Below are 22,066 nucleotides of genomic sequence, written 5' to 3'. Positions count from 1 at the left end.
GATGCCGCCCGCTCTGCGGGATGCGTGAAAGGCCGTTAGCTTGGCCGCATGGCTGGATCTGAGGCATCTGCCGACTTCGCCGACTTCGTCGAGGGCGTCCCCTGCTGGATCGACGCCCAGCTTCCGGACGTCGAGGCGGGCAAGCGCTTCTACGGCGAACTCTTCGGGTGGACCTTCGAGCCCTTCGAGGCCCCTGAGGCCCCTGAGGCCCCTGGGGCCCCTGGGGCGCCTGAGGCCCCCGAATCCGCTGAGTCCGTCGACCTCTCCGGCAAGACGGAGGCATCGGCGGGGCCCTCCCCGGCATCCCAGCCCTCCCCGGGCTCCCAGGCCCCCCAGCCCTCCCCGGGCTCCCAGTCCCCCCAGCCCTCCCCGGGCTCCCCGGAGCCTCCGTCCCCCTCGGCGCACGCGACCCCCGCCGTTCCCCCTGCCGACGCGCCCCCCGTCGCCCTCACGCCGTACACGCCCCCCGTCCGCCCCACGCCGTACGCCGACGCCCTCCGCGCGCGCCTCGACGGTGCCCCCGTCGCCGCCCTCGTACCGAAGCGGGACGGCCGGATGCCCACCGTGTGGACCGTGTACTTCGCCACCCCGGACGCCGACGCCCTGGCCGGACGGATCCGGGCGGCGGGCGGTCAGGTGATCACGACACCGGTACCGGTGGGCCCGTACGGCAGGATCGCGCTCGCCGCCGACTCCGAGAGCGCGGTCTTCGGGCTCTGGGAGGGCGGCACGCACCCCGGGTTCGGCAGGCGGCACGGGCCGGGGTCCTTCAGCTGGGTCGAGCTGTACGCGCGGAACACGGCCGTCGCCGACTCCTTCTACACCCGTCTATTCCACGACGCCCTCTTCGGTCCGGGAACCACCCGCGACTTCGGGCGGGTCCTCGTCTCCGAGGTCTTCCCGGTCGAGATGCCGCCCCATTTCCTCGTCCACTTCGGGGTGGAGGACTGCGAGGCGGTCCTCGGGGCGGTGGTGCGGCTCGGCGGACGGGTCCAGGCGACGCCTTTCGACACCTCGTACGGGCGCGTGGCGGTCGTCACGGACAATCAGGGGGCGTCCTTCGCCCTGCTGCAAGCCTGAAATTCACCGTGCTTCAGTGTTGAAGGACGGATGATCGGTGTGCGCAAAGCTGTGAAAGGCATCGAAAAACACCGGGCGGCGTTGAAAAGCAAGGTGAGGTCGGGTCTTTTGTCATGAGATTCTCTGAGCCATCCCGGTTTGCGTCTGGGTTCGCAACCGGAGCCGCGGCCAGGAAGAATCGGGGTGCGTGCCGCCGGAGAGGCTCGGTGGTGAGACGCTGCGCAGTGGCTGAAGCTGCGGATGGAACGGTGGCTGGAAGCGCGGCCGCGTACGGGGAGGTGGCAGGCAAGTGGTGGATCAGCTGACACAGCACGATCCGCGGCGGATCGGGCCGTTCGAGGTGCTGGGACGGCTGGGAGCCGGCGGCATGGGGCTGGTCTATCTCGCGCGCTCGGCCTCGGGCCGGCGGGTGGCGATCAAGACGGTCCGGACGGAGCTCGCCGAGGACCAGCTGTTCCGGGTCCGCTTCTCGCGCGAGGTCGAGGCGGCACGCGCCGTGTCCGGCTTCTACACGGCCGCCGTGGTCGACGCCGACGCGCGCGCCGCCGTGCCGTGGCTGGCCACCGCGTACGTGCCCGCGCCCTCCCTCGAAGAGATAGTGGCCGAGTGCGGGCCGATGCCCGCCCAGGCGGTCCGCTGGCTCGCGGCGGGAGTCGCGGAGGCCCTGCAGTCCATCCACGGCGCCGGTCTCGTCCACCGCGACCTGAAGCCGTCGAACGTCCTCGTCGTGGAGGACGGACCGCGCGTCATCGACTTCGGTATCGCCTCCGGGGTGTCGAACACCCGGCTGACGATGACCAACGTCGCCGTCGGTACGCCCGCCTACATGTCGCCCGAGCAGGCGAAGGACTCCCGCAGCGTGACCGGCGCGAGCGACGTCTTCTCGCTCGGCTCGATGCTCGTCTTCGCCGCCACCGGCCACGCGCCCTTCCACGGCGCGAACCCCGTCGAGACCGTCTTCATGCTGCTCCGCGAGGGCCCGGACCTCGAAGGCCTGCCGGAGGAGCTGCGCCCGCTCATCGAGTCCTGCATGCAGATGGAGGCCACGGCCCGCCCGAACCCGGCCGACCTCCAGGCCCAGTTGGCCCCGCACCTCTTCGGCTCCGGCTCCGACGACAGCGGTACGGCCTCCGCGTGGCTGCCCGAGCGGGCCGTGGGCCTCATCGAGACGCGCCGCGGGGGCCGCCCGGCGCCGAAGCCGTCGTCCGGCCGCAGTGGCGGACGAGGAGCCCCCGTGGTGCCGCCCCCGCCGCCCCACGACCCGCCTCCCGTCCCGGTCGGCGTGGGCAGCGGCCGGCACGGTGGCGCGCCCGACGGCGGTCCCGTACGCCTCGCGGGCGCGAAGGTGCCCATCGGCCCGGGCCCGCGCGTCGCCGACGCCCGCGCCGCCGCCGTCAAGGCACCTCCCCCCGAGGCCGGCCTCGCCGCCTCCTGGTCCCGCCCGCGCCCCGGCGTGAACGGCGCCGACCCCGTCGTACCCGGCGCCGGACCCGTCCCGGTACCCGCGCCCGCGACGGCCCCCGGCCCCGGCCACGACTCGGCCTCCGCCTGGCGGCCGTGGCGCTTCCGCATGTCGAACGACGTGTGGGGGACGCCCGCCGTAGCTGGAGACCTCGTCTACGTCACCTCCTTCGAGGTGCACGCCCTGGACGTGGCCACCGGCCGGCGCCGCTTCAAGACCCGGGACGTCGCCTGGTCGATGGCGGTCGCCGGCGGCCGCGTTCTCGCCTCCGACGGTCCCACCCTCTTCGCCCTGGACGCCCGCGAGGGCACCGACCTGTGGCGGCTGCCGACCGACGCCTGGGTGTACTCCCTCAAGGCCGACCGCGGCACGGTCATCACCGGCACCCGCGGCGGTGGCGTACAGGCCTGGGAGGCCGCCAACGGCCAGAAGCTCTGGGAGATCACCGGCGCCCAGACCGACTTCGAGTCGCCCGAGGCCGGACCCGTCATCCACGATGGCACGGTCTACGTCTGGAAGGACGCCCGCCTGCGCGCCCTGGACGCCCGTACCGGCGACGAGCGCTGGTCGTACCCCATCGGGGACGCGGCGTCCTGCGGCGGCGTCCCGGTCCGGCTGACCCAGGCCGACGACGGATACGTGTACGTGTCCGCCGGCACCCGGGTCCTCGCCATCGACATCGCCGGCGGCCATGTCCGCTGGCACTTCGAGGCGCCCGCGGTCTTCCTCAGCCCGCCCACCTTCGCCCCGGGTCCCGCCGTCACGGGCGGCGGGGTCTACCTCGCCGACTACCTCGGCACGGTCTACGCGCTCGACGCCACCGACGGCCGCGACCGCTGGCGCATCGCCACGGAGTCGCGTGCCTCGCTCGACCCGGTGCTCGTCTCCGCGGGGCACGTCCACGTCGGCTCCGGGAAGGGGCTCTACACCCTGGACGCGGTCACCGGTACACCGAAGTGGCGCTTCCAGGCGGGCGGCGAGCTCGTGGGCGCCCCCGCCGTCGCCGACGGCCGCATCCACTTCGGTTCCACCGACCACCTCCTCTACACCCTGAAGGCCGACGACGGCCGGCTCCGCTGGAAGCTCGCCACGGGCGGGGAGATCACCGGGGCGCCCGTCGTCAAGGACGGGGTGGTGTACGCGTGCAGTAAGGACCGGTGCGTGTACGCACTGGACGCGGAGAAGGGAACGGGCACCGCCCGTTCCTGACGTGGCGGGGCCGCATATGTCACAACCCCGCCGCCCGGAGAACTCCCCCTGACCCGACGGTCCCGCTGACCCGACGGTCCCGCGTGGTTCACGCAGGCGCTGGCGGCCCTTCCTGGCCGACGGCGTCGAGCAGTAGTTTCGCGGCCGTCGCCGCCCCGTCGGTGCGGAACGTGCCGGCCACCGTGCGTGCTCGTACGCGCGTCTCGGGGGTCAGGGCCGTCCTGAGCGCGGCCGACAGGGACTCGACGGTCGGAGCAGGACCGTTGTGCGCCGCGCCGATGCCCAGGTCGGCCACCCGGCCGGCGAAGTACGGCTGGTCCGCCCCCTGGGGTACCACCACCTGGGGCGCACCGGCCCAGGTGGCCGTCGTCGTGGTGCCCGCGCCGCCGTGGTGGACGACGGCGGCCGTCCGGCCGAACAGCGCCTGATGGTTGACCTCGCCGACGACGAAGCAGTCGTCCTGGTCGTCGATCAGGGCCAGGTCGGCCCAGCCACGGGAGACGACCGCGCGGCGCCCCTGCGCGCGGATCGACTCGATGACCACCCGGGCGACGCCCTCCGGATCGCGTATGGGAATGCTGCCGAAGCCCACGTACACCGGTGGTGTGCCGGCGTCCAGGAACGCCACCAGCTCGGCCGGGAGCGGGCGTTCGTCCGGCAGGATCCACGCGCCGGTCTGCACCACGTCGAGGTCCGCCGGCCGCCGCCACGGGGCCAGGACCGGGTCGGCGGCCAGCCACGGTTGGTCGGTGAAGACGTGGTCGCGGACGTTGTCCAGCGGCGGCAGCCCGATCGACGCCCGGTGGGTGTTGACCGCCTCGCCGAACACCGCTTGCGCGTCCTGGGCGTCCCGCTCCCACAACACCCGGTTGTCGGTCACGTCCGAGGGAAGCGGCCGGCCGGGCCGCGGCATCGGAGGGTGGTGCGGCGACGGCAGGCTGACCGGCTGGTAACTCACGTACACGTAGTCGATGCCCAGTTTCTCGGCCGCCGCTTTCACTCCGGCCACGGCCGGCACGAGGCCGGTCGCCACCAGCACGTCACACCCGTCGGCCGCCGCGGTGACGTTGTCGTAGAACGCGGCGGCCAACTCGGCCGCCCGCCGGGGCACGCCCGCCGCCGACGGCGGCGTCTTCCCGGTCACCAGATCGCGCACCGACCGGCCGGTCGGCACCATCTCCACACCGACCCCGGCCAGCCGCTTCGCGAACTCCTCGTCGGGTGGCGCGCACACTCGCACCTCCGCGCCGAGTTCCCGCAACCGCACCGCGAGCCCCACCAGCGGTTCGACGCCTCCGCGCGAATCGTAGGCCGACAGCAACACGCGCATTCGTCATCCCACTTCCGTAGATTCTTGCCTCGGTGATTTTGCCTCGGTCGGTGATCTTCCGGCACGCCCCGGGCTTTGCCGCAAGCCCCCGATGTCGTGGGATCAGCCGCGGGATCAGGGAGCGGCCGGTGCCGCCCACTCGACGAACTGGACGATCACGCCGTTGGGGTCGGTGATCTGGAAGAGGCGTTCGCCCCAGGGCTCCTCGCGCAGCGGCATGGTGATGTCCACGCCCTCGGCGTGCAGGCGCTTCTCCTCGTCCTGGATGCCGGTGGTGGTGAAGGCGAGGATCAGGCCGGAGGCGTGCTGGTCGCGCTGGTCGGCCGGCAGGATCTGATGGCCGCGGGCGAGCAGGACGATGTCGACCGCGGCGTCCTGGCGGGCCAGGGAGGCGAATCCGTCGGCGGCGGCCTGTTCGGTGTAGCCCAGGTGGGTCGTGAAGAACTGCTGGGAGGCGGCGACGTCGTCGACGGTGAGCGAGACGGTGGAGGTGGTGATCTGCAACGCGTTTCTCCTCAGTGGTTCCCGCGAGGGGGAGGTGTGGGTGCCGGTCGGGTGCGGGCCAGTAGTCCCGTTCTTCGGTCCGTGGAAAATTTGCGACGGGCGTAAAGTTATCCCAGCCCTCCCGAGGGTGTCAACGTAAAAATGCTACGAGTGTAAGATTGCCTCATGACTACTGATGCCACCCCGTCCGCACCCCCTGCCGGCCTGCGGGAATCGAAGAAGCAGGAGACCCGGCAGCTCATCTCCGACCACGCCACCCGCCTGTTCATCGCCCAGGGTTTCGAGCAGACCACCATCGCCGAGATCGCCGGCGCCGCACGGGTCGCCAAGAAGACGGTGACCAACTACTTCCCACGCAAGGAAGATCTGGCCATGGACCACCAGGACGCCTTCATCGCCTCCCTGGCCCGCACCGTGACCGATCGTCAGGCCGGCGACTCCGCCCTGGCGGCACTGCGCCGCGCTTTCACCGACGCGGCCACGGCCGCCGACCCGGTCGCCGGGTTCTCCGGCCCCGACTTCGCCCGCATGATCGCCGACAGCCCCACCCTCTCCGCTCGCCTGCGCGACCTGCACGACCTGCGTGAGGCGGCCCTGGCCGACGCCCTGGCCGAGGCCACCGGCGCAGCCCGCGACGACATCACCCCCCGCGCCGCGGCCGCCCTGCTCGGCGCCGTGCACCGCACTCTCTTCCAGCGCATCCAGGAACTCACCCTCGCCGGCCAGGACAACGCCCGGATCTCCGCCACGGTCACCGCGGAGGCGGACAGCGCTTTCGGCCTGCTGGAGCCGTCACTCGCCGACTACGCCGCGGCGTGATCCGAGCGCCGCTCGGCAGCGCACCGGCGGCTCGGCGAGACGGTCGTGCCGTCAGTGACGGCCGTCGTACCAGGCGCGGAAGGGGCTCCTCACGGCGGCCGTCGCTCCGGCGGGAGCGAGGACGGACGAGTGAAGGCTCGGTGTGCTGATCAGCGGGTCCGGAACCCCGATCTGCGGTCGGCGAACAGGCCCGCCTGGGCCTCGTTCGGGAGGTTGCCCATCGACACCAGATGGGGGGCGTGCGCCAGCGCAGCCGCCCGCGTCGCCTCCTTCGCCGCCCACAACGCCCGGACCGTCCCCTGCACGGCCTCGGTCGGGTAGGACGCGATGACGTCCGCGCACCGCACGGCGGCGGCCAGCGCCTCACCGGGCGCGGTCAGCTCGCTGACCAGCCCCACCTCGTACGCCCGCCGCGCGGAGACCCGCTCGGCCGTGCCCATCAGGGCCATCCGCGCGACCTCCCCGAACGGCATCCGCTGCGCCAGGTACACCGACTCGTACGCGCTGACCATGCCGTACGTCGTGTGCGGATCGAAGAACGCGGCCGTCTCGTCGGCGATCACGAAGTCCGCCTCGCCGATCAGATAGAAGGCCCCGCCGCACGCCATCCCGTTCACGGCGGCGATGACGGGCTTGCACAGGTCGTTCGCCTTCGGGCCGATCGCGACGAGCGGATCGTCCACCATGTAGGGGGAGTTGGGCTGCGGGACATCGACGCCCCGGTCGAGGCCCGTGCAGAAGGCCCGCCCGCCCGCGCCCGTGAGGACGATCGCCCGTACCGAGTCGTCGAACCTGAACTCCCGCCAGGCAGCGGCCAGTTCGGCGGCGGTGGTGAGGTCGATGGCGTTGAGTTTCTCCGGCCGGTCGAGGGTGACGACCGCGACGCCGGTGTCCTTGTCGGTGGAGAGGTGAAGGGTCATGGCCGCTCCAGTACCCAGCGGGGCAGCCCGGCACCGCCCACGCCACCCGCACCGCCCACGCCACCCGCACCGCCCACGCCACCCGCACCGCCCACGCCACCCGCGCCACCCGCGCCGTCCGTGAAGACCACCTGCACCTTCGCCCCGATCCGGATCCGCTCCTGGGCAACGGAGTTGAGCGCCGCCTCCGGCCCGCTGACGAGGTTCCCCACGAGCCGTATGCGCGGGGCGTCCGCAAGTTCGACGACGATCACGTTGTACGGGGCCTGCGCCGCGTAGTCGGGCAGCAGCGGCGGATGCGGAACGACGTACGACCAGACGCGCCCCTTGCCGCTCATCCTGCGCCACTCGCTGTCGAAGGAGTGGCAGTGCGGGCAGCAGGGCCGGGGCGGGAACCGGAGTTCGCCGCAGCCGGGCTCGGCGCAGGCCTGGATCCGCAACTCGCCCCGGGAGGCGTACTCCCAGAAGGGGGCGCCGTCGTCGTCCACGACAGGTGTCAGCATGTCGGCTCCTCGGATACTCGGCTCGGCGGAAGCTCGGTCGATCAGTAGTTCATGGGCACGGTCAGGTCCTCAGGAGCAGGGCCGACGTCGGTACGCCCTCCCCCGCCGTGACCAGGCAGGTTGCCGCGCCCGGAACCTGCGCGGTACTCGTGCCCCGGAGTTGCTTCACGCCCTCGTTGATGAGGTTGAAGCCGTGGACGTACGCCTCCGAGAGGCCGCCGCCGCTCGTGTTCAGCGGCAGCCGTCCGCCGATTTCGAGGGCGCCGCTCTCGGTGAACGCGCCGCCCTCGCCCCGGCCGCAGAAGCCGTAGCCCTCCAGGGAGAGCGGTATGAGGGGCGTGAACGCGTCGTAGATCTGGGCGACGTCGACGTCCTCCGGGGTGAAGTCGGAGTGCTTCCACAGGTGTCGGGCCGCGGTCCAGGCGGGTCCGGTCAGCGGGTCGTCGTTCCAGTAGTTGACCATGCCGTGGTGCTGGGCGGGCAGGCCCTGGGCCGCGGAGTGGACGTACACGGGCCGTCGCCGGCAGTCGCGGGCCCGCTCGGCGGAGACGACGACGCAGGCCAACGCGCCGTCCGTCTCAAGGCAGTTGTCGAAGAGGCAGAGGGGCTCGCTGATCCACCGCGAGGTCATATACATGTCCCGGGTCAGCGGGCGCTCGTACATCATCGCCGCGGGATTCTGGTTGGCCCGGTTGCGGCAGGCGAGGGCGACGTTGAAGAGGTGGTCCCGGGTCGCCCCGTACTCGTACAGGTAGCGACGGGTGAGCATGGCGATCTCGTCGGCGGGGCGCAGGAGGCCGAAGGGGCGGGTCCACTGGGCGGGGGTGGGGAGTTGGACCGCGGTGTTCTTCCACGGGCGCGGTCCGCTGCCCCGCTTCCGTGAGCGCCAGGCGACCCCGACCGTCGCCTGCCCGGTGGCCACGGCGGCGGCCAGATGCGCGACGGTGGCACACGAACCGCCGCCCCCGTACCCGACCTTGCTGAAGAAGGTGAGGTCGCCGAAGCCGACGGCCTTCGCCACCTCCACCTCGTCCGTTTCCTCCATGGTGTAGGAGGCGAGCGCGTCGACCTCGGCGGGGGAGATCCCGGCGTCGTCGAGCGCGGCGAGGATCGCCCGGCAGGCCAACGCCTTCTCGTTCTCGGGGAGTTGCTTGGCGAAGGGAGTCTGCCCGATGCCGACGACGGCCGTGGCGTCCTTGAGTCCTGCCCCTGCCCCTTCCCTTGCCATGGGCGCACCTCCACCGTGGTCCACGAATGCTGACAGGGCGTCAGGCTACAGCTAATCTGACGGGTAGTCAGCTATTGGGTGTCGACCGTGGGGAGGCTCGCCGTGCGCGGTGACATGGAGTGGGGCACCATTCCCGGGCTGGTGCGAGGGGCGGCCGAGCGGTACGCCGACGTGGAGGCCGTCGTCGAGGGCCGCACCCGCGTCTCGTACGCCGAGTTGGGCGCCCGAGTGGATCGCGCGGCGGCGGCCTGCGTCGCGAACGGCGTAGCCTCAGGCGACCGCGTGGCCATCTGGGCGCCCAACACCCTGGACTGGATCGTCTCTTCACTGGGCGCGGTGTCGGCGGGCGCGGTCCTCGTCCCGCTGAACACCCGCTTCAAGGGCGCGGAGGCGGCGTACATTCTCGCCCGGAGCCGGGCGAAGCTGCTGTTCGTGACGGGGACGTTCCTCGGGACGTCGTACGTGGCGTCGCTGCGGCGGGCGGCCGGGGACGGGCAGGGTTCCGCAGGCCCGGGCCCGGAGCCGGAGCCGGAGCCGGAGTCGGAGCCGGAGCCGGAGTCGGAGTCGGAGTCGGAGTCGGAGTCAGGGTCCGAGCCGGGACCCGGCCCGGGATCCGCGGGACCATTGCCCGGGCTCCCGCACCTGGAGCAGGTGGTGGTGCTCTCGGACGACGCCCCCGCCGACTTCCGTACCTGGAAGGACTTCCTGGCGAGCGGCGACGGGGTGGACGCGGCGGAAGTACGGGCCAGGGCCTCGGCGTTGGAGTCGTCCTCCCCCTCCGACATCGTCTACACCTCGGGCACGACGGGCCGCCCCAAGGGCGCGGTGATCACGCACGCGCAGACGCTGCGGGCGTACGAGGTGTGGAGCGATCTCGCGGGCCTCCGCCAGGGTGACCGCTATCTGATCGTCAACCCCTTCTTCCACACGTTCGGCTACAAGGCCGGTGTGATCGCCTGTCTGATGCGGGGCGCGACGATGGTCCCGCAGCCGGTGTTCAACGTGGACACGGTCCTGGCGAACGTGGCCTCGGAGCGGATTTCCGTACTCCCCGGCCCGCCCACCCTCCACCAGTCGCTCCTGGACCACCCGGGCCGCGACGCGTACGACCTCTCGCCCCTGCGTCTGGTGGTGACGGGCGCGGCGGTGGTGCCGTTGCGCCTGGTGGAGCGGTTGCGGGAGGAACTCGGGGTGGGGACGGTCCTGACCGCCTACGGCCTCTCCGAGGCGAGCGGCATCGTCTCGATGTGCCGACGCGGCGACGAGCCTGGCGTGATCGCGTCGACGTCAGGTCGCGCGATCCCGGGCACGGAGGTGAGGGTGGTGAACGCGGCGGGCGTCGCCGTCGCTCCCGGCGTCCAGGGCGAGGTCCTGGTCCGCGGCTTCAACGTCATGGGCGGCTACTACGAGGACGCCCGCGCCACCTCCGAGGTTCTCACCCCCGACGCCTGGCTCCGCACCGGCGACATCGGCGTCCTGGACCCGGCCGGCAACCTCCGTATCACCGACCGCCTCAAGGACATGTTCATCGTCGGCGGCTTCAACGCGTACCCGGCGGAGATAGAGCAACTGCTCGGCCTGCACCCGGATGTGGCCGACGTGGCGGTGATCGGCGTGCCGGACGCACGGCTCGGCGAGGTCGGCAAGGCGTACGTGGTGCGGCGGCCCGGGACGCCACTGACCGGCGACGACCTGATGGCGTGGGCGCGACGGGAAATGGCCAACTACAAGGTGCCGAGGGCGGTCGAGTTCGTGGGGGAGCTACCTCGGAACGCGAGCGGGAAGGTGGTCAAGGGGGAGCTGCGGGGCCCCCGGGGGCGGTGAGGGCTCGTACCCATCTGTCCCCATCCGTTCCTATGGTTCCTATCTGTTACGTTTCGCCCCTCCGTGCGATGCGGCACGCCCCGGACTTCGCTCCCGGCACCAAGTGGTCGTACTCCAACACCAACTACATCCTCGCCGGGATGATCAGCCAGAAGGCCACCGGGCACAGCTGGGAGCAGGACGTCACCCGGCGCATCATCCGTCCGCTGGCCCTGCGCGACACCTCCGCCCCGACGACGTACGCCCAGATCCCCGGCCGCCGGGCGGTGGCCCTCCAGGCGACCGGCGACGGCGCGTCCGACCTGTCCACGGAGCAGGCCCAGAACGCCCTGATCGAAGGCGAACTCCGCGCCTGACCCCCGATCGGGAAATTTTCCTCGGACCTGCAACCTCGGTGCGGTCGGAACGTCTGTCCGGGTGGAGGCGCCTCCAAGCCAAGGCCTTCGCCACGGGAAACCACCCGTGGTGGCGGCCCGTCCGAAACAGCCACGATCGACGATTCGAGGAATCACATGTTTGCAGGTCAGAGCGTCCGAGGCGGCCTCCGTTCGCGTCGAGTGCGTATCGCGATCGGAGTGACCGCCGCTGTCGCCGCGATCGGTATGGGTGGCGCGTTCACCGCCCAGGCCAGCGCCGGCAGCTCCGCGCCCACCCCGGAGAAGGGCAAGCAGGTGTGGCTCTCCTACCAGTGCGCGGAGTTGGACCCGGTCGACGCGGTGCCGGGCAAGGGCAAGCTGCCGAAGCCCACCTCCTACAAGGACGTCAAGATCGACGACAAGGGCCCGATCGACCTCGGCGACGGGGATGTGGTCGACGCGGTGCCGGGCAAGGGCAAGCTGCCGAAGCCCACCTCCTACAAGGACGTCAAGATCGACGACAAGGGCCCGATCGACCTCGGCGACGGGGACTCTGTCGAGGCGGAGCTTGACAAGGGCGAGGTTACGAAGCCCGACTCCTACGCGGACGTCTATGTTGACGACAAGGGCGGCCGGATCGACGTCAGGAGCGACGGCCCTATCGACGCGGTGCCCGGTGACGACGAGTGCGCGGAGCCCGGTCCCGGTGACGACGACCCGGTCGAGGCGGTGCCGGGTGACAGCGACGACGTCGCGAAGCCCGACTCCTACGGGGACGCCAAGGTCGCTCCTTCCAAGCGCTGACGGACCTGAGGTGGGGCCGCCGGGCGCGTGTCCGGCGGCTCCACCGTCCTCCGTGCGATGGTTCCGGGCGGGGGTTGTGAAGACCATCATGTCCAGGAGATCCATGAAGGCAGCGATGATCCCGGCCGCCCCGGCCCCGGCCCCCGTCTGGGGTGTGCATCAGGTGTGGGGCCTGGTGCGCGCTCTGGCGCGTGGCGTGTCGTACCGGCGCGAGGACGTCCCGGTGGGCGGGGCGGGCCGTCCGTCGTCGGCCCCGGGCTCACCGGCTGTTGGCGCCGGCGCCGGTACCGGTCTCGGCGATGAGCGGCCCGGTATCGACGAGTTGTACACCCACCGCCGCCTGCACCTGGTGCGGTTGGCGCTGCTTCTGGTGGACGACCTTCCCACGGCGGAGGACGTGGTGCAGGACGTCTTCGCGGCGCTGTACCGCCGCTACGGGGAGCGGCTGTCCGGTCTGGACAACCCGGACGCGTACTTGCGGACGAGCGTGGTCAACACCTCCCGCTCGGTCCTGCGCCGCCGCCGTACGGTACGGGCCCATGTCCCCGAACGCGAGGGCCACGCGCCGTCGGCGGAGGAACCGGTGCTGCTCAACGAGGAGCACGGAGAAGTGATCGCCGCGTTGCACCGTCTGACGCGGCGGCAGCGTGAGGTGCTGGTGCTGCGGTACTGGTCCCACCTCAGCGAAGCCCAGATCGCCGATACGTTGGGCTTGTCCTGTGGGGCGGTCAAGTCGACCGCGAGCCGGGCACTGGCGGCCCTGCGCCGACAGTTGGAGGCTTCCTGATGAAGCCATACGTGATCCCGGAGGCACCGCGATGATCGAACATGACCCTGGCTCCGGCCTGCCCCCGGACCCCCTCGAACAACGGCTGAGCGACGCCCTGCGAGCCCGGACCGACTCGGTCGACCTGTCCGATCTGCGTCCCGCCGCCCCGCCGTCCCGCCAGACCCGGTTCCGGCTCCAGGTCAGCCGCCCCCTCCGCCGCACCGTTCTGCTGCTCGTGCTGGCCGCCGTGGTGGTCGGCGCCCTGTTCGTGTCGGCGCACTGGGAACGGCCGACGCCGGTCAATCCCGCGAACGTCCCGACGGCGCCACCCACTCCCAGTCCCACCCCCAGCGTCCCGGACGTGGTGGACGCGTCGCCTGACTACATTCCCTGACCGAGGCTGGGAACTGACACAGCGCCTGCTCCCACTGAGGACCGTGTCCGTCAGTCATGGGAGAGCGGCTGAGGGGCGTCGGCTTCCCGGGCTTCCTGAACCGTTGTCCTCCCGGAGCTTCGAGAGGGCTGCGCGGATCTCCTCGACCATCTCCCCGGGGCGGTGGAAAACCTGCACCGCGGTATAGCGCAGGAGAAGGCGAACCTCGGGGCATTGGAGGACCTGGTTGAAGCGGGCGATGTCCCGGCGGTGGGACTCCCGGGAGCCGTGGTAGGCGTACCCCTCGATCTCGACGGCCAGCCCCTCGGCCCGGAAGAGGAAGTCCAGGTAGCGACGGCGGCCGTCGGGTGTGCGGAGTTCGGCCTGGCTTTCCGGGCGAAGGCCCGCGTCGTGCAGGCGCAGGCGCGCGATGGTTTCGGCGGGCGACCCCGCGTTCGGATCGACGAGCCGAAACCAGCGGTTGCCCCTCTCCGCTCCGCGCATGGGGGCTTCGAGCGCGAGGGCGATCGCTGACCTGGTCGTGAGGGGCGGTCGGCGGACGCCCCCGACCCTTCGCCAGGTGAGAGCGGACTCGACGGCGACGAGGGCCTCGTCCCGGGGCCCGCTCCGGAGGAGATCGGCGAGCGTACGACCGACGTCCGTCACCCGCAGGCCACCGCGCAGGACCGCATCCTCCGCCCCGAGGGACATGCGGTGGACGAGGATGCCTTCGCCTTGGCGGCGAATCACGCACTCGGGATCGATGAACTCCAAGGGGCCTTGCGGACTTACCGGGTTGAGCGTCTCGATCCCCCAGAGCGAGGCTGCCGAGCGGTGACTCACGACGAGCCGCGGACGCGCGAGCTGCACGGACCTGAGGCACACCCGGAGGTCCACGTCCCGCCCCGGCTCGGCCCAGGCCCCCTTACGAATACGAGTCCAGCCCGCTCTCCCGAGCGCCCGCGAGAGCGCACGACGCTCCCACCCGGCTGCGAGAGCCCGGGAGAAGAGCAGCACGCCGTCATCGGCGAGAGCAAGTAGAGAGTCTCCGCGATCCACGCGCCCAGGATCCCGAAGAACCACTCAGCTCCGCCCACCCTGTGGACAACGCCGCCGCGCGGGCCTACCAGGGCGGAGGGAATGGAAGGTTGGGGACGGTTGGGGGTAGTTGAGGGGCGCTGAGGGTGTCCCGAACCTTCCAATTACTCCGGCGGGAGGAGGAGTGCCGCGATGAAAGTGGTCCAGGTTGTGGGGGAGATCAGGAGTACGGGGCTGTCCTGGGACTTGGAGTCGCGGACGGGGACGACTCCGGGCAGGTTCGAGGCTACCTCGACGCAGTCACCACCGGTGGCGTTGCTGTAGCCGCTTGTATGCCACCGCGCGGAGCTCAAGTCAGGCTCTGTGCTTGCCATTTCGGTAGTCCTTCGCCGCTTGCTCGATCATGGCCAGGGACGTCTCCGGCGGTAGCGCCGTGGCCCTGAGTAGATCGTACGACTTGCGGTAATTCTTCACGAGCGCCGGATAGTCGATCAGTTGACCGCTGTGCTGGCTCTCGATGTAGACCACCGGTGGGGCGTCCGGAAAAGTCATGGTCTTGGTGACGCCCATCATCAGCGGATGGGACGTAGCGGTTTCCGGAATGAGTTGCAAAACGCTCTGCGTGGCGTGGACCGTCTCCAGAATGTGCTCCAGTTGTCCGGCCATTGCCCCCGGCGGGAGCAGGGGCCTGCGGACCAGCGACTCGTGCAGGATCGCCCAGAACGACGGACGGTCTTCGCATTGCCAGATCTCGGCGCGCTCCATCCGAGCCTGCACTTGCTTCTCGATGTCCGCAGGGGGAACCCATGGAGCCCCGACCTGAATGACTTTCCGGGTGTACGTCTCTGTCTGCAACAGCCCCGGAATGAGGGTTGGCGCCCAGTCCTCAATCGACTCCGCATGCCGCTCCATCTCCGCGACATCCGCGAAGTACTCCGCGTGCCCCGACTGCCGGGCCCTGCGCGCATCTTCACAGCGGCGCTCGAAAAAGCCGTCCGTGCCGAGGACCTTGTCGACGTGCCGGGCGAGGTCCAGCGGCATACGCCGCTCCCCGCGCTCGATCTGGCTGAGGAACGGGATGCCTCGGAAGCTTCCTTCCGCCAACTGCTCCAGCGTCAGGCCCGCCAGCTCCCGCTGGTAGCGCAACTCGGCGCCGTAGAAGGAGGGGACGTTCGCCGACGCGTCGGGATCCTTGCGTGGGGGCACAACTCTTCACCGCCGTTTGCCAGTTGCTCTTGCGCAGCCCAAACCCCTGTTACGGTACGCCGCTCGACGTCAACGTGTGACTGAATCGTCACAGATCGCACTCGTCGTACGTACGGAAAGGCGTCCCCATGAGAGACCCCCAGCCTTCTGCCCCCACCGCCTACGACATGGAACGCAGCGTCGGCGAACTCCGTACCGCCCTCGCCGCCCACGGCATCACGCTGCCGTCCCTGCGGGTGGACCTGCCGACCTTCGCGGGTACGTATCCGCCGTCGGCCGGTCTGATCGCGCTCGGCAACTGCAACACGGCTACCGCGAGCAAGCTGGCGGCCGTACTCCGAGAGGCGGCCGCGCAGTGAGCACGGCGTCGCTGCTCGAACTGGAGCTGCTGGCCTTCCCCAAGGCCGTACCCGACCTGCGTCGTACGGTCCGCCGTCACCTGGGTGGCCCGTGCGACGACGTCCAGCTCTGCGTCACGGAGCTGGTGGGCAACGTGGTCCGGCATGTGGGGGAGGGGACCCCGGTCCGCGTACGAGTGGCGGGTGCGGGTGCGGGTGCGAGTGCTGGTATGGAGGGTGCGCGCGGCGGTCGGATCCGCATCGAGGTGAGCGACCCCGACCCGCGTGCCCTGCCCGTCCTGCTCTGTGCGGCGGGGGACGACGAGTCGGGGCGGGGGCTGGCGCTGCTCGACGCGGTGGCGTTGCGGTGGGGCGTGGAGCAAGGGGCTACGGGCAAGACGGTGTGGTGCGAGTTGGGGGAGACGTGGTGATCGAGGTGGCGGCGGAGGGGTGCAACCTGGGCAGGCCGCGCCCGCGGCAGAGCGCGTAGGCGCGACCCTCGTCTGGACTTGCGAGTCCATTTTTTCCGTCGCACAGTGGCACCCGCGCCCTGGCCACCCCACCACCCAGGGCCCGGTTCGGATTGACGGTGGAGAACCAAGCAACGGAGTGGACCATGTCGATGCGGCTTGAGGGCAGGACCGCCCTGGTGACCGGAGCGACCAGCAACATCGGGCGGGCGATCGCGGAGGCCTTCGCCGCCGAGGGGACGCACGTCGTTGTCTCGGGCCGCGGCGCCGAGCGGGGCGAGGAGGTGGTCGACGGGATCCGGGCACGCGGCGGTCGTGCCGACTTCGTGCGGGCCGACCTGGACGGCAGCGCCGCGGCCTCGCAGGCGCTGGCGCAGGAGGCGACGCGGGTCCTCGGCGGCCGTATCGACGTCCTGGTCAACAACGCCGGTATCTACCCCGGCGACACCACGGCGGCCACCGACGAGAAGACCTTCGATCAGGTCTACGCCGTGAACGTGAAGGCCCCGTTCTTTCTGACCGCGGCCGTCGCGCCCGCCATGCTGGGGGCCGGCGGTGGGGCGATCATCAACCTGGGCTCCTGGATCGCGCGCCTGGGCATTCCGGTCGGCGCCCTCTACAGCTCCACCAAGGGGGCTGTGGAGACGCTGACCCGGGCTTGGGCGGCGGAGTTCGGGCCGCAGGGGGTACGGGTGAACGCGATCTCGCCGGGGGTGGTGCTGACGCCCGCACCGGGAGAGGTTCACCCCGCCGAGATCATGATGAAGGGCACCCCCGCGGGCGGGATGGGCACTCCCGACGCCATCGCGAACGCCGCCGTGTACCTGGCCTGCGACGAGTCCTCGTTCGTGCACGGCATCGTGCTCGACGTCGACGGTGGCCGGACGGCGACGGCCGTCATCGCCGCCTGAGGTGAGAGCTGCCCGCCCCCGTTTCACGTCCGGACGTGAACGTGAACGTGAACGCGAACGGGCCGTGCGCGGGCGATGGGTGCCGTGGCCGGGGATGCCCGGTTCCCGGTTCCCGGCCCGAGTTGGGTGCCGGTGCCCGGCCCGAGGGTGGGCGGGTGATCCGGCCGACGCCAGGTCACGCCACGAGGTCGCCCGCGCTCCGCAGGTCCGCGATCCCTTGATCGAGGGCGGCGCGCAAGTGGGTGGGCTGGCCCGTCGACAACAGGATCGACACGCCCCCTTGGATCGCGGCCAGCAGCGCCGCGGCCCTCCTGTCGACATCGAGCTCGGCGGGAAGCCTGCCGGTGGCCTGCAGTGCCCGGATGCCCGCCGCCAGGCTCTCCTGCCAGCGGCACATCAGCTCGATCACGATCGCCCGTGTCCCGGGAGTCGAACGTCCGATCTGAAGGAACAGCGACCCGAGCGGGCACTGGTCCCCCTGCGCCTCGTAGCGCTTGACGACCACGTCCCGCCACTGCTCCCAGGCCTCCCAGGAGTCGAGGCAGCCCAGATAGGGCTGTTGGTCCTCCAGGACCTGATCCGCCTCGAACTGGGCCACCGCGACGAGGAGTTCGTCCTTGCCGGTGGGGAAGTAGTGGAACAGCTGGCTCTTGCTGGTGCTGGTCCGCGCCATGATGTCGTCCAGCGTCGCCGAGGTGACGCCCTTCTCCCGCAGCACGGCCGCGGCCCCCTCGACGATCCGCCTCCGGGTCGCCTGCCCCTTCGCCGTCAGACCTCCGCGCACGACACACGCCTCCTCGAAATGGACTGGCTGGTCCAGTGTATTGCCGTGGCCGCCCGGATACGGCGATGGGGGCCGAGCCACTGGCTCGACCCCCATCGAAGTGCCGTCCTACGGCGCCGAGTTGGCCGACGGGGTCACGGTCAGGGACGTGTCCGGCGCGGGAGTGGGCATGGAGTTGTCGGCCAGGGCCGGGCTCGCTGCCGCCGCGGCCGTGCCGAGTATCAGGGCGATCGTGGCGAGTATCCGCTTGGTGAGGGTCATGCCGACTCCTGAGGGAGAGGGGACTTTCGGACATCAAGGGACGCTAGCGACAAGCGGGATGTTCTATCGACGGGGGCGAGGGGTTCGCGCCATTGATTGGCCCGAACCCGTGCCCGAGCCTGTTCCGTGACCCGTGACCCGTGCCCGAGCCTGTTCCGTGACCCGTGCCCGAGCCTGTTCCGCGACCTGTGGTCGAACCAGTTCCGTGACCTGTGGTCGAACCCCTGCCCGGACACACCTCGGCCGCGATGGCTCCCCCTCCGCGCCACCGCGGCCGATCCCCGTCGGGTGAAGGTCCTACTTGCCGCCGTCCAGGTCCAGCGCCGGCGGGGCGGGCATGCCGTTGTCCATCGTCCGGATGTCGGCGGGCCCGCTGGGCATACCGTTGTCGAGCGTGGTGATCTCGGGGTCCTTGACCGGCGCCGGCGGCGTCGGCATCCCGTTGTCCGCCGTGGTGGCTTCCGCGTCGTTCGCGGGCGGTGTCGGCATCCCGTTGTCGAGCGGAGCGGCGACCGGGTCCTTGGCGGGCGGAATCGGCATCCCGTTGTCGGGCGGCGACGGCATACCGTTGTCCTGCGTGGTGAACTCCGTGTCCTTCTTCGTGTCACTCATGGGCCTGAATCCTCCGTTGTGGGTGACGAGTGAGGAACGCCCGCCCAGAAACTCCCCCGAGGGTCGCTGGACGGGCGTTCGGAGCCGCACATTAGCCGTCGGGCTCCTGGTCAGACCGTCTGCCCCCCGACGCGACGGTGTGACAGGTAGAGACTGCCTCGCGGGGATAAACGAATGCTGAACGACTACATCCGCCCTGGTGGGAGCCCTGAACTCACGCCGCGGTGGCGGGCGTGAGCAGCGCGCGTACCTCCGCGGCCTCCGAGGCGCCGCCCTGCTGTTCGAAGATGCTGAGCGCCTCGCGCCAGCAGGCCCTGGCCCGGTCCGACTGCCCCAGCATGGTCAGGGCCCGGCCCAGGAGCGTCAGTACGCGGCCCTGCATCAGGTCCCCGCCGATGCAGCCGAGCGCGAGCGCCTGCTCGGCGTGCTGGGCCGCCTGCGCGGGACGACGGGCCGCCAGGTGCACCTGGGAGATCCGGTAGTTGGTCGTGCCCTCCCAGAGCCGCTGCCGGTGGCTGCCGAAGACGGACAGGGCGTCCGAGAACTGGTTGAGGGCGTCGTTGTGACGGCCCGCCTTGGTCAGCGCGATCCCCAGGGTGTAGTGGCCGTTGGCGAGGCGCAGGGTCTGACCGATGCCGCGGTAGGCCGTCAGGGCGCGCTGCGCGATCTCCACCGCCATGGTGACGTTCTCCATGCCCAGGTGGGCCCGCGACAGATTGCACAGGCTGAGCGCTTCGAGGGCCCGGTTGCCGATCGCGGCGTACCCCTCTATCGCCTGCTCGAAGAAGGGCTTGGCGTCCGCGTAGTGCTCCTGGTGCACGAGGGTGAGCCCCCGGTCGTTGGCCGCCCAGCTCATGGCCATGGCGTCCCGTGCGGAGGCGGCGAGTTCCATGGCGAGCTGAGCCTGCTCGGCGGCCTGCTGGATGCGGCCGGAGACCAGCAGCGGGTGGGTGAGCGTCGTCCGCGCTCTGCCCTCCGCGTGCGCGTCCCCCGCGACCCGCGTGGCGTCGCACATCGCTCTGGCCGTCGTCTCGTACTGGTGGGAGTTGGCCCCGGACTCGGTGAGGTCTCTGGCGGCCCACAGCAGGTCCACCGCCCGCCGCAGCCGGTCCGTGCCCGCCGCCTGCCGTACGCAGGCCAGCAGTGGCGAGGCCTCGGTGTACAGCCAGTCGAGGGCGGCGCTGCCCTCGGTGAACCGCAGCCCCGGGTACTCCGTCACCTCCAGGTGATCCACCAGTTGGTCCCCGGGCCGCTCGATCGCGTAGACCCCCGCGGCCGTGGACAGGTAGAAGTCGAGCATCCGCGACATCGCGGCCGCGCGCTCGCTCGGCGGCTGCTCGTCCCGCTCCGCGCAAGCACGCGCGTAGAGCCGCACCAGGTCGTGGTACCGGTAGCGGCCCGGTGCCGCCGACTCCAGCAGTGACGTGTCGACGAGGGACTCCAGCAGGTCCTCGGTCTCGTCGACCGGCAGGTTCAGCGCCGCCGCGGCCGCGGCCAGGGAGATGTCCGGGCCGTCCGCCAGCCCCAGCAGGCGGAACGCGCGGGCCTGGGCCGGCTCCAACTGCCCGTACCCCAGCTCGAAGGTCGCCTTGACGGCGAGATCCCCGGCCTGCAATTCATCCAGTCGTCGCCGCTCGTCCGCCAGCTTCGCCGCGAGGACCGAGACCGTCCAGGTGCGGCGGGCCGCCAGCCGCGATGCCGCGATCCTGATCGCCAGCGGCAGGAAACCGCACGCCGCCACCACGTCCAGCGCCGACTGCCGCTCGGAGGCGACCCGTTCCTCGCCGACGATCTTCATGAAGAGCTGGAGCGCCTCCTCGGGGGACATCACGTCCAGGTCGACCAGATGCGCCCCGGCGAGGTCGACCATCCGCACCCGCGACGTCACCAGCGCGGCACACCCCTCCATCCCGGGCAGCAGGGGCCGTACCTGGGCCGCGTCCCGCGCGTTGTCCAGCAGCACAAGGATCCGGCGGCCGTCCAGGATCGAGCGGTACAGGGCCGCCCGCTCCTCCAGGGAGTCGGGGATGGCCGCGTCCGCGATGCCCAGGGCGCGCAGGAAGACGCCCAGGACCGTCTCCGGCTCGGCGGCCCGCGCACCCGCCCCCTGGAGGTCCACGTACAGCTGTCCGTCCGGGAACGACGTCCGGGCCTGGTGCGCGACATGAACGGCCAGCGTCGTCTTGCCGACGCCGCCGATGCCCGCCAGCGCCGACACCGCCATCACCCGGCCCTCGGCGGCCGACGCCGCCGCCAGCACCTCGCTCAGCTCCGACACGAAGGACGCCCGGCCGGTGAAGTCCGAGACCGTGGCGGGCAGTTGGGCCGGGCGCACCGGGGCGGTCGCGGTCTCCGGGGCCAACGGGGCCGAGGGTTCCGCGAGTCCCGGGTCCGCCTGGAGGATGCGCTGCTGGAGTTCCTGGAGACCCGGCCGCGGGTCCACGCCCAGCTCGTCCGCCAGCAGCCGCCGGGTGTCCGCGTACGCGGCCAGGGCCTCCGCCTGGCGGCCCGAGCGGTACAGCGCCAGCATCAGAAGTTCACGCAGCCGCTCTCTCAGCGGATGGGCCGCGGTGAGCGCCGTGAGTTCGGAGACCGCCTCCGCGTGGCAGCCCTGCTCCAGGTCCATGTCGAGGCGGGACTCGATGAGTTGGAGCCGCCACTCGTTCAGGCGGGTGCGCTGGGTTTCCGCGTACGGGCCCGGGACGCTCGCCAGGACCTCGCCGTCCCACAGGCTCAGCGCCTTGTTCAGCAGGGAGCGCGCGTGGCACAGGTCGCCCGCCGCCTTCGCCTTCTCCGCGTCGGCCGCCAGTTCCTGGGCCAGCGCGAGGTCCAGCGAGGCGCCCACGCCGGACCCGTCGGTGAGCCGCACGGCATAGCCGCCCGACTCGCTGACCAGGACACCGGGGGAGAGGATCTTCCGCAGCCGCGACGCGTACGTCCGTACCGCCGCCAGTGCCTGCGAGGGCGACTCCTCGCCCCACAGCGCGTCGATCAGCTCGTTCGCCGTGGCCGTACGGCCCTCGCGGAGCAGCAGAGCCGCCAGCAGGGCGCGTTGTTGAGGGGACCCGGTGGCCAAGGTTTCCGCCCCGCGCCAGGCGCGCACCGGGCCGAGCACGCTGAAGTGGAGCACCGCCGAATCCTCGGCACGCCCCTGCTCCGGTACTCGCGGTACACCGTCCATCGCTGCCCCCTGCCGAACGTCATGACAACCAGGCCAGTTTGCCTTGTCCATGGCGGATGCGTCAGCCGTGGGAGAGACCGATCA

21 protein-coding genes and 2 pseudogenes are annotated in these 22,066 nt (G+C 71.3%); 11 read left to right on the top strand and 12 right to left on the bottom strand.

Going from position 1 to position 22,066, the window contains the following annotated elements; translation table 11 throughout:
* The first annotated feature begins 48 nt into the window (after positions 1–48).
* Both OHA11_RS19240 and OHA11_RS19235 read left to right on the top strand, forming a co-directional pair.
* On the top strand, positions 49–1,080 hold the full coding sequence (locus OHA11_RS19240) for a VOC family protein (RefSeq protein ID WP_266497958.1): 1,032 nt from the start codon (positions 49–51) through the stop codon (positions 1,078–1,080).
* 289 nt (positions 1,081–1,369) lie between these two features.
* Entirely contained in the window at positions 1,370–3,751 is a 2,382-nt protein-coding gene (locus OHA11_RS19235; RefSeq protein WP_266497954.1) for a PQQ-binding-like beta-propeller repeat protein, read from the top strand.
* Positions 3,752–3,839: 88 nt separating this feature from the next.
* Here OHA11_RS19235 and OHA11_RS19230 read toward each other — a convergent pair whose 3' ends face one another.
* Both OHA11_RS19230 and OHA11_RS19225 read right to left on the bottom strand, forming a co-directional pair.
* Positions 3,840–5,081 carry a glycosyltransferase gene (locus OHA11_RS19230; RefSeq protein ID WP_266497953.1) on the bottom strand — a complete coding sequence of 414 codons (1,242 nt, stop codon included), beginning with the start codon at positions 5,079–5,081 and terminating at the stop codon, positions 3,840–3,842.
* A 114-nt stretch (positions 5,082–5,195) separates the two neighbouring features.
* Positions 5,196–5,585: a VOC family protein gene (locus OHA11_RS19225; RefSeq protein WP_266497950.1), complete on the bottom strand. Its 390-nt coding sequence runs from the start codon at positions 5,583–5,585 to the stop codon at positions 5,196–5,198.
* Between the two features lie 165 nt (positions 5,586–5,750).
* On the opposite strand from OHA11_RS19225, the gene OHA11_RS19220 reads away from it, so the two are divergent.
* The gene (locus OHA11_RS19220) at positions 5,751–6,404 is read left to right on the top strand and encodes a TetR/AcrR family transcriptional regulator (protein ID WP_266497947.1); all 654 of its coding nucleotides are present in this window, start codon (positions 5,751–5,753) and stop codon (positions 6,402–6,404) included.
* A 149-nt stretch (positions 6,405–6,553) separates the two neighbouring features.
* Here OHA11_RS19220 and OHA11_RS19215 read toward each other — a convergent pair whose 3' ends face one another.
* The 3 genes and pseudogenes from OHA11_RS19215 to OHA11_RS19205 form a co-directional block, all read right to left on the bottom strand.
* On the bottom strand, positions 6,554–7,324 hold the full coding sequence (locus OHA11_RS19215) for an enoyl-CoA hydratase/isomerase family protein (protein WP_266497945.1): 771 nt from the start codon (positions 7,322–7,324) through the stop codon (positions 6,554–6,556).
* 119 nt (positions 7,325–7,443) lie between these two features.
* Positions 7,444–7,827 (bottom strand): annotated as a pseudogene (locus tag OHA11_RS19210) (Zn-ribbon domain-containing OB-fold protein); the annotation flags it as partial.
* Between the two features lie 61 nt (positions 7,828–7,888).
* Positions 7,889–9,055, bottom strand: coding sequence for a lipid-transfer protein (locus OHA11_RS19205; RefSeq protein ID WP_266497943.1), 1,167 nt, complete (start codon positions 9,053–9,055; stop codon positions 7,889–7,891).
* 102 nt (positions 9,056–9,157) lie between these two features.
* On the opposite strand from OHA11_RS19205, the gene OHA11_RS19200 reads away from it, so the two are divergent.
* The 5 genes and pseudogenes from OHA11_RS19200 to OHA11_RS19180 all read left to right on the top strand — a co-directional run bounded on the left by OHA11_RS19200 (position 9,158) and on the right by OHA11_RS19180 (position 13,202).
* Positions 9,158–10,879 carry a fatty acid--CoA ligase family protein gene (locus OHA11_RS19200; RefSeq protein WP_266497942.1) on the top strand — a complete coding sequence of 574 codons (1,722 nt, stop codon included), beginning with the start codon at positions 9,158–9,160 and terminating at the stop codon, positions 10,877–10,879.
* Between the two features lie 65 nt (positions 10,880–10,944).
* Positions 10,945–11,235: pseudogene (locus tag OHA11_RS19195) on the top strand (serine hydrolase); the annotation flags it as partial.
* A gap of 219 nt (positions 11,236–11,454) precedes the next feature.
* Positions 11,455–12,039, top strand: a complete 585-nt coding sequence (locus OHA11_RS19190; protein WP_266497940.1) for a hypothetical protein — start codon at positions 11,455–11,457, stop codon at positions 12,037–12,039.
* Positions 12,040–12,142: 103 nt separating this feature from the next.
* Positions 12,143–12,826 (top strand): SigE family RNA polymerase sigma factor, encoded by a 684-nt coding sequence (locus OHA11_RS19185; protein ID WP_266497938.1) that lies wholly within the window; start codon positions 12,143–12,145, stop codon positions 12,824–12,826.
* Between the two features lie 31 nt (positions 12,827–12,857).
* Positions 12,858–13,202 carry a hypothetical protein gene (locus tag OHA11_RS19180; protein WP_266497936.1) on the top strand — a complete coding sequence of 115 codons (345 nt, stop codon included), beginning with the start codon at positions 12,858–12,860 and terminating at the stop codon, positions 13,200–13,202.
* Positions 13,203–13,256: 54 nt separating this feature from the next.
* Here OHA11_RS19180 and OHA11_RS19175 read toward each other — a convergent pair whose 3' ends face one another.
* The 3 genes from OHA11_RS19175 to OHA11_RS19165 form a co-directional block, all read right to left on the bottom strand.
* A complete protein-coding gene (locus OHA11_RS19175) occupies positions 13,257–14,240 on the bottom strand; it encodes a hypothetical protein (protein WP_266497933.1) in 984 nt (327 codons plus the stop codon).
* 143 nt (positions 14,241–14,383) lie between these two features.
* A complete protein-coding gene (locus OHA11_RS19170) occupies positions 14,384–14,593 on the bottom strand; it encodes a DUF397 domain-containing protein (RefSeq protein WP_266497930.1) in 210 nt (69 codons plus the stop codon).
* Positions 14,574–15,425 (bottom strand): helix-turn-helix transcriptional regulator, encoded by an 852-nt coding sequence (locus tag OHA11_RS19165; protein WP_266497927.1) that lies wholly within the window; start codon positions 15,423–15,425, stop codon positions 14,574–14,576. Before OHA11_RS19165 ends, OHA11_RS19170 begins: the two co-directional genes overlap by 20 nt.
* 128 nt (positions 15,426–15,553) lie before the next feature.
* Between OHA11_RS19165 and OHA11_RS19160 the strand changes: the two genes are divergently transcribed.
* The 3 genes from OHA11_RS19160 to OHA11_RS19150 all read left to right on the top strand — a co-directional run bounded on the left by OHA11_RS19160 (position 15,554) and on the right by OHA11_RS19150 (position 17,144).
* Positions 15,554–15,784, top strand: coding sequence for a hypothetical protein (locus OHA11_RS19160; protein WP_266497924.1), 231 nt, complete (start codon positions 15,554–15,556; stop codon positions 15,782–15,784).
* Positions 15,781–16,194 carry an ATP-binding protein gene (locus tag OHA11_RS19155; RefSeq protein ID WP_266497921.1) on the top strand — a complete coding sequence of 138 codons (414 nt, stop codon included), beginning with the start codon at positions 15,781–15,783 and terminating at the stop codon, positions 16,192–16,194. Before OHA11_RS19160 ends, OHA11_RS19155 begins: the two co-directional genes overlap by 4 nt.
* 185 nt (positions 16,195–16,379) lie before the next feature.
* A complete protein-coding gene (locus tag OHA11_RS19150) occupies positions 16,380–17,144 on the top strand; it encodes an SDR family NAD(P)-dependent oxidoreductase (RefSeq protein ID WP_266497918.1) in 765 nt (254 codons plus the stop codon).
* A 175-nt stretch (positions 17,145–17,319) separates the two neighbouring features.
* Here OHA11_RS19150 and OHA11_RS19145 read toward each other — a convergent pair whose 3' ends face one another.
* The 4 genes from OHA11_RS19145 to OHA11_RS19130 all read right to left on the bottom strand — a co-directional run bounded on the left by OHA11_RS19145 (position 17,320) and on the right by OHA11_RS19130 (position 21,982).
* The gene (locus OHA11_RS19145; RefSeq protein ID WP_266497914.1) at positions 17,320–17,928 is read right to left on the bottom strand and encodes a TetR/AcrR family transcriptional regulator; all 609 of its coding nucleotides are present in this window, start codon (positions 17,926–17,928) and stop codon (positions 17,320–17,322) included.
* A gap of 108 nt (positions 17,929–18,036) precedes the next feature.
* Complete coding sequence (locus OHA11_RS19140) at positions 18,037–18,189, bottom strand: hypothetical protein (RefSeq protein ID WP_266497911.1); 153 nt, start codon at positions 18,187–18,189, stop codon at positions 18,037–18,039.
* 297 nt (positions 18,190–18,486) lie between these two features.
* Positions 18,487–18,801 (bottom strand): hypothetical protein, encoded by a 315-nt coding sequence (locus OHA11_RS19135; RefSeq protein ID WP_266497908.1) that lies wholly within the window; start codon positions 18,799–18,801, stop codon positions 18,487–18,489.
* 214 nt (positions 18,802–19,015) lie between these two features.
* On the bottom strand, positions 19,016–21,982 hold the full coding sequence (locus tag OHA11_RS19130) for a BTAD domain-containing putative transcriptional regulator (RefSeq protein ID WP_266497907.1): 2,967 nt from the start codon (positions 21,980–21,982) through the stop codon (positions 19,016–19,018).
* Positions 21,983–22,066 lie beyond the last annotated feature (84 nt).

The organism is Streptomyces sp. NBC_00878 (assembly GCF_026341515.1).
In the GTDB taxonomy this organism is placed as follows: Bacteria; Actinomycetota; Actinomycetes; order Streptomycetales; family Streptomycetaceae; genus Streptomyces.
This window is presented reverse-complemented; position numbering and strand designations above follow the sequence as displayed.

Excerpts from the sequence above, each read along its gene's own strand:
- OHA11_RS19240 (WP_266497958.1), top strand. The coding sequence starts at position 49 with ATGGCTGGATCTGAGGCATCTGCCGACTTCGCCGACTTCGTCGAGGGC.
- OHA11_RS19230 (WP_266497953.1), bottom strand. The coding sequence starts at position 5,081 with ATGCGCGTGTTGCTGTCGGCCTACGATTCGCGCGGAGGCGTCGAACCG.
- OHA11_RS19220 (WP_266497947.1), top strand. The coding sequence starts at position 5,751 with ATGACTACTGATGCCACCCCGTCCGCACCCCCTGCCGGCCTGCGGGAA.
- OHA11_RS19215 (WP_266497945.1), bottom strand. The coding sequence starts at position 7,324 with ATGACCCTTCACCTCTCCACCGACAAGGACACCGGCGTCGCGGTCGTC.
- OHA11_RS19205 (WP_266497943.1), bottom strand. The coding sequence starts at position 9,055 with ATGGCAAGGGAAGGGGCAGGGGCAGGACTCAAGGACGCCACGGCCGTC.
- OHA11_RS19185 (WP_266497938.1), top strand. The coding sequence starts at position 12,143 with ATGAAGGCAGCGATGATCCCGGCCGCCCCGGCCCCGGCCCCCGTCTGG.
- OHA11_RS19180 (WP_266497936.1), top strand. The coding sequence starts at position 12,858 with ATGATCGAACATGACCCTGGCTCCGGCCTGCCCCCGGACCCCCTCGAA.
- OHA11_RS19170 (WP_266497930.1), bottom strand. The coding sequence starts at position 14,593 with ATGGCAAGCACAGAGCCTGACTTGAGCTCCGCGCGGTGGCATACAAGC.
- OHA11_RS19160 (WP_266497924.1), top strand. The coding sequence starts at position 15,554 with ATGAGAGACCCCCAGCCTTCTGCCCCCACCGCCTACGACATGGAACGC.
- OHA11_RS19150 (WP_266497918.1), top strand. The coding sequence starts at position 16,380 with ATGTCGATGCGGCTTGAGGGCAGGACCGCCCTGGTGACCGGAGCGACC.
- OHA11_RS19140 (WP_266497911.1), bottom strand. The coding sequence starts at position 18,189 with ATGACCCTCACCAAGCGGATACTCGCCACGATCGCCCTGATACTCGGC.
- OHA11_RS19135 (WP_266497908.1), bottom strand. The coding sequence starts at position 18,801 with ATGAGTGACACGAAGAAGGACACGGAGTTCACCACGCAGGACAACGGT.
- OHA11_RS19130 (WP_266497907.1), bottom strand. The coding sequence starts at position 21,982 with ATGGACGGTGTACCGCGAGTACCGGAGCAGGGGCGTGCCGAGGATTCG.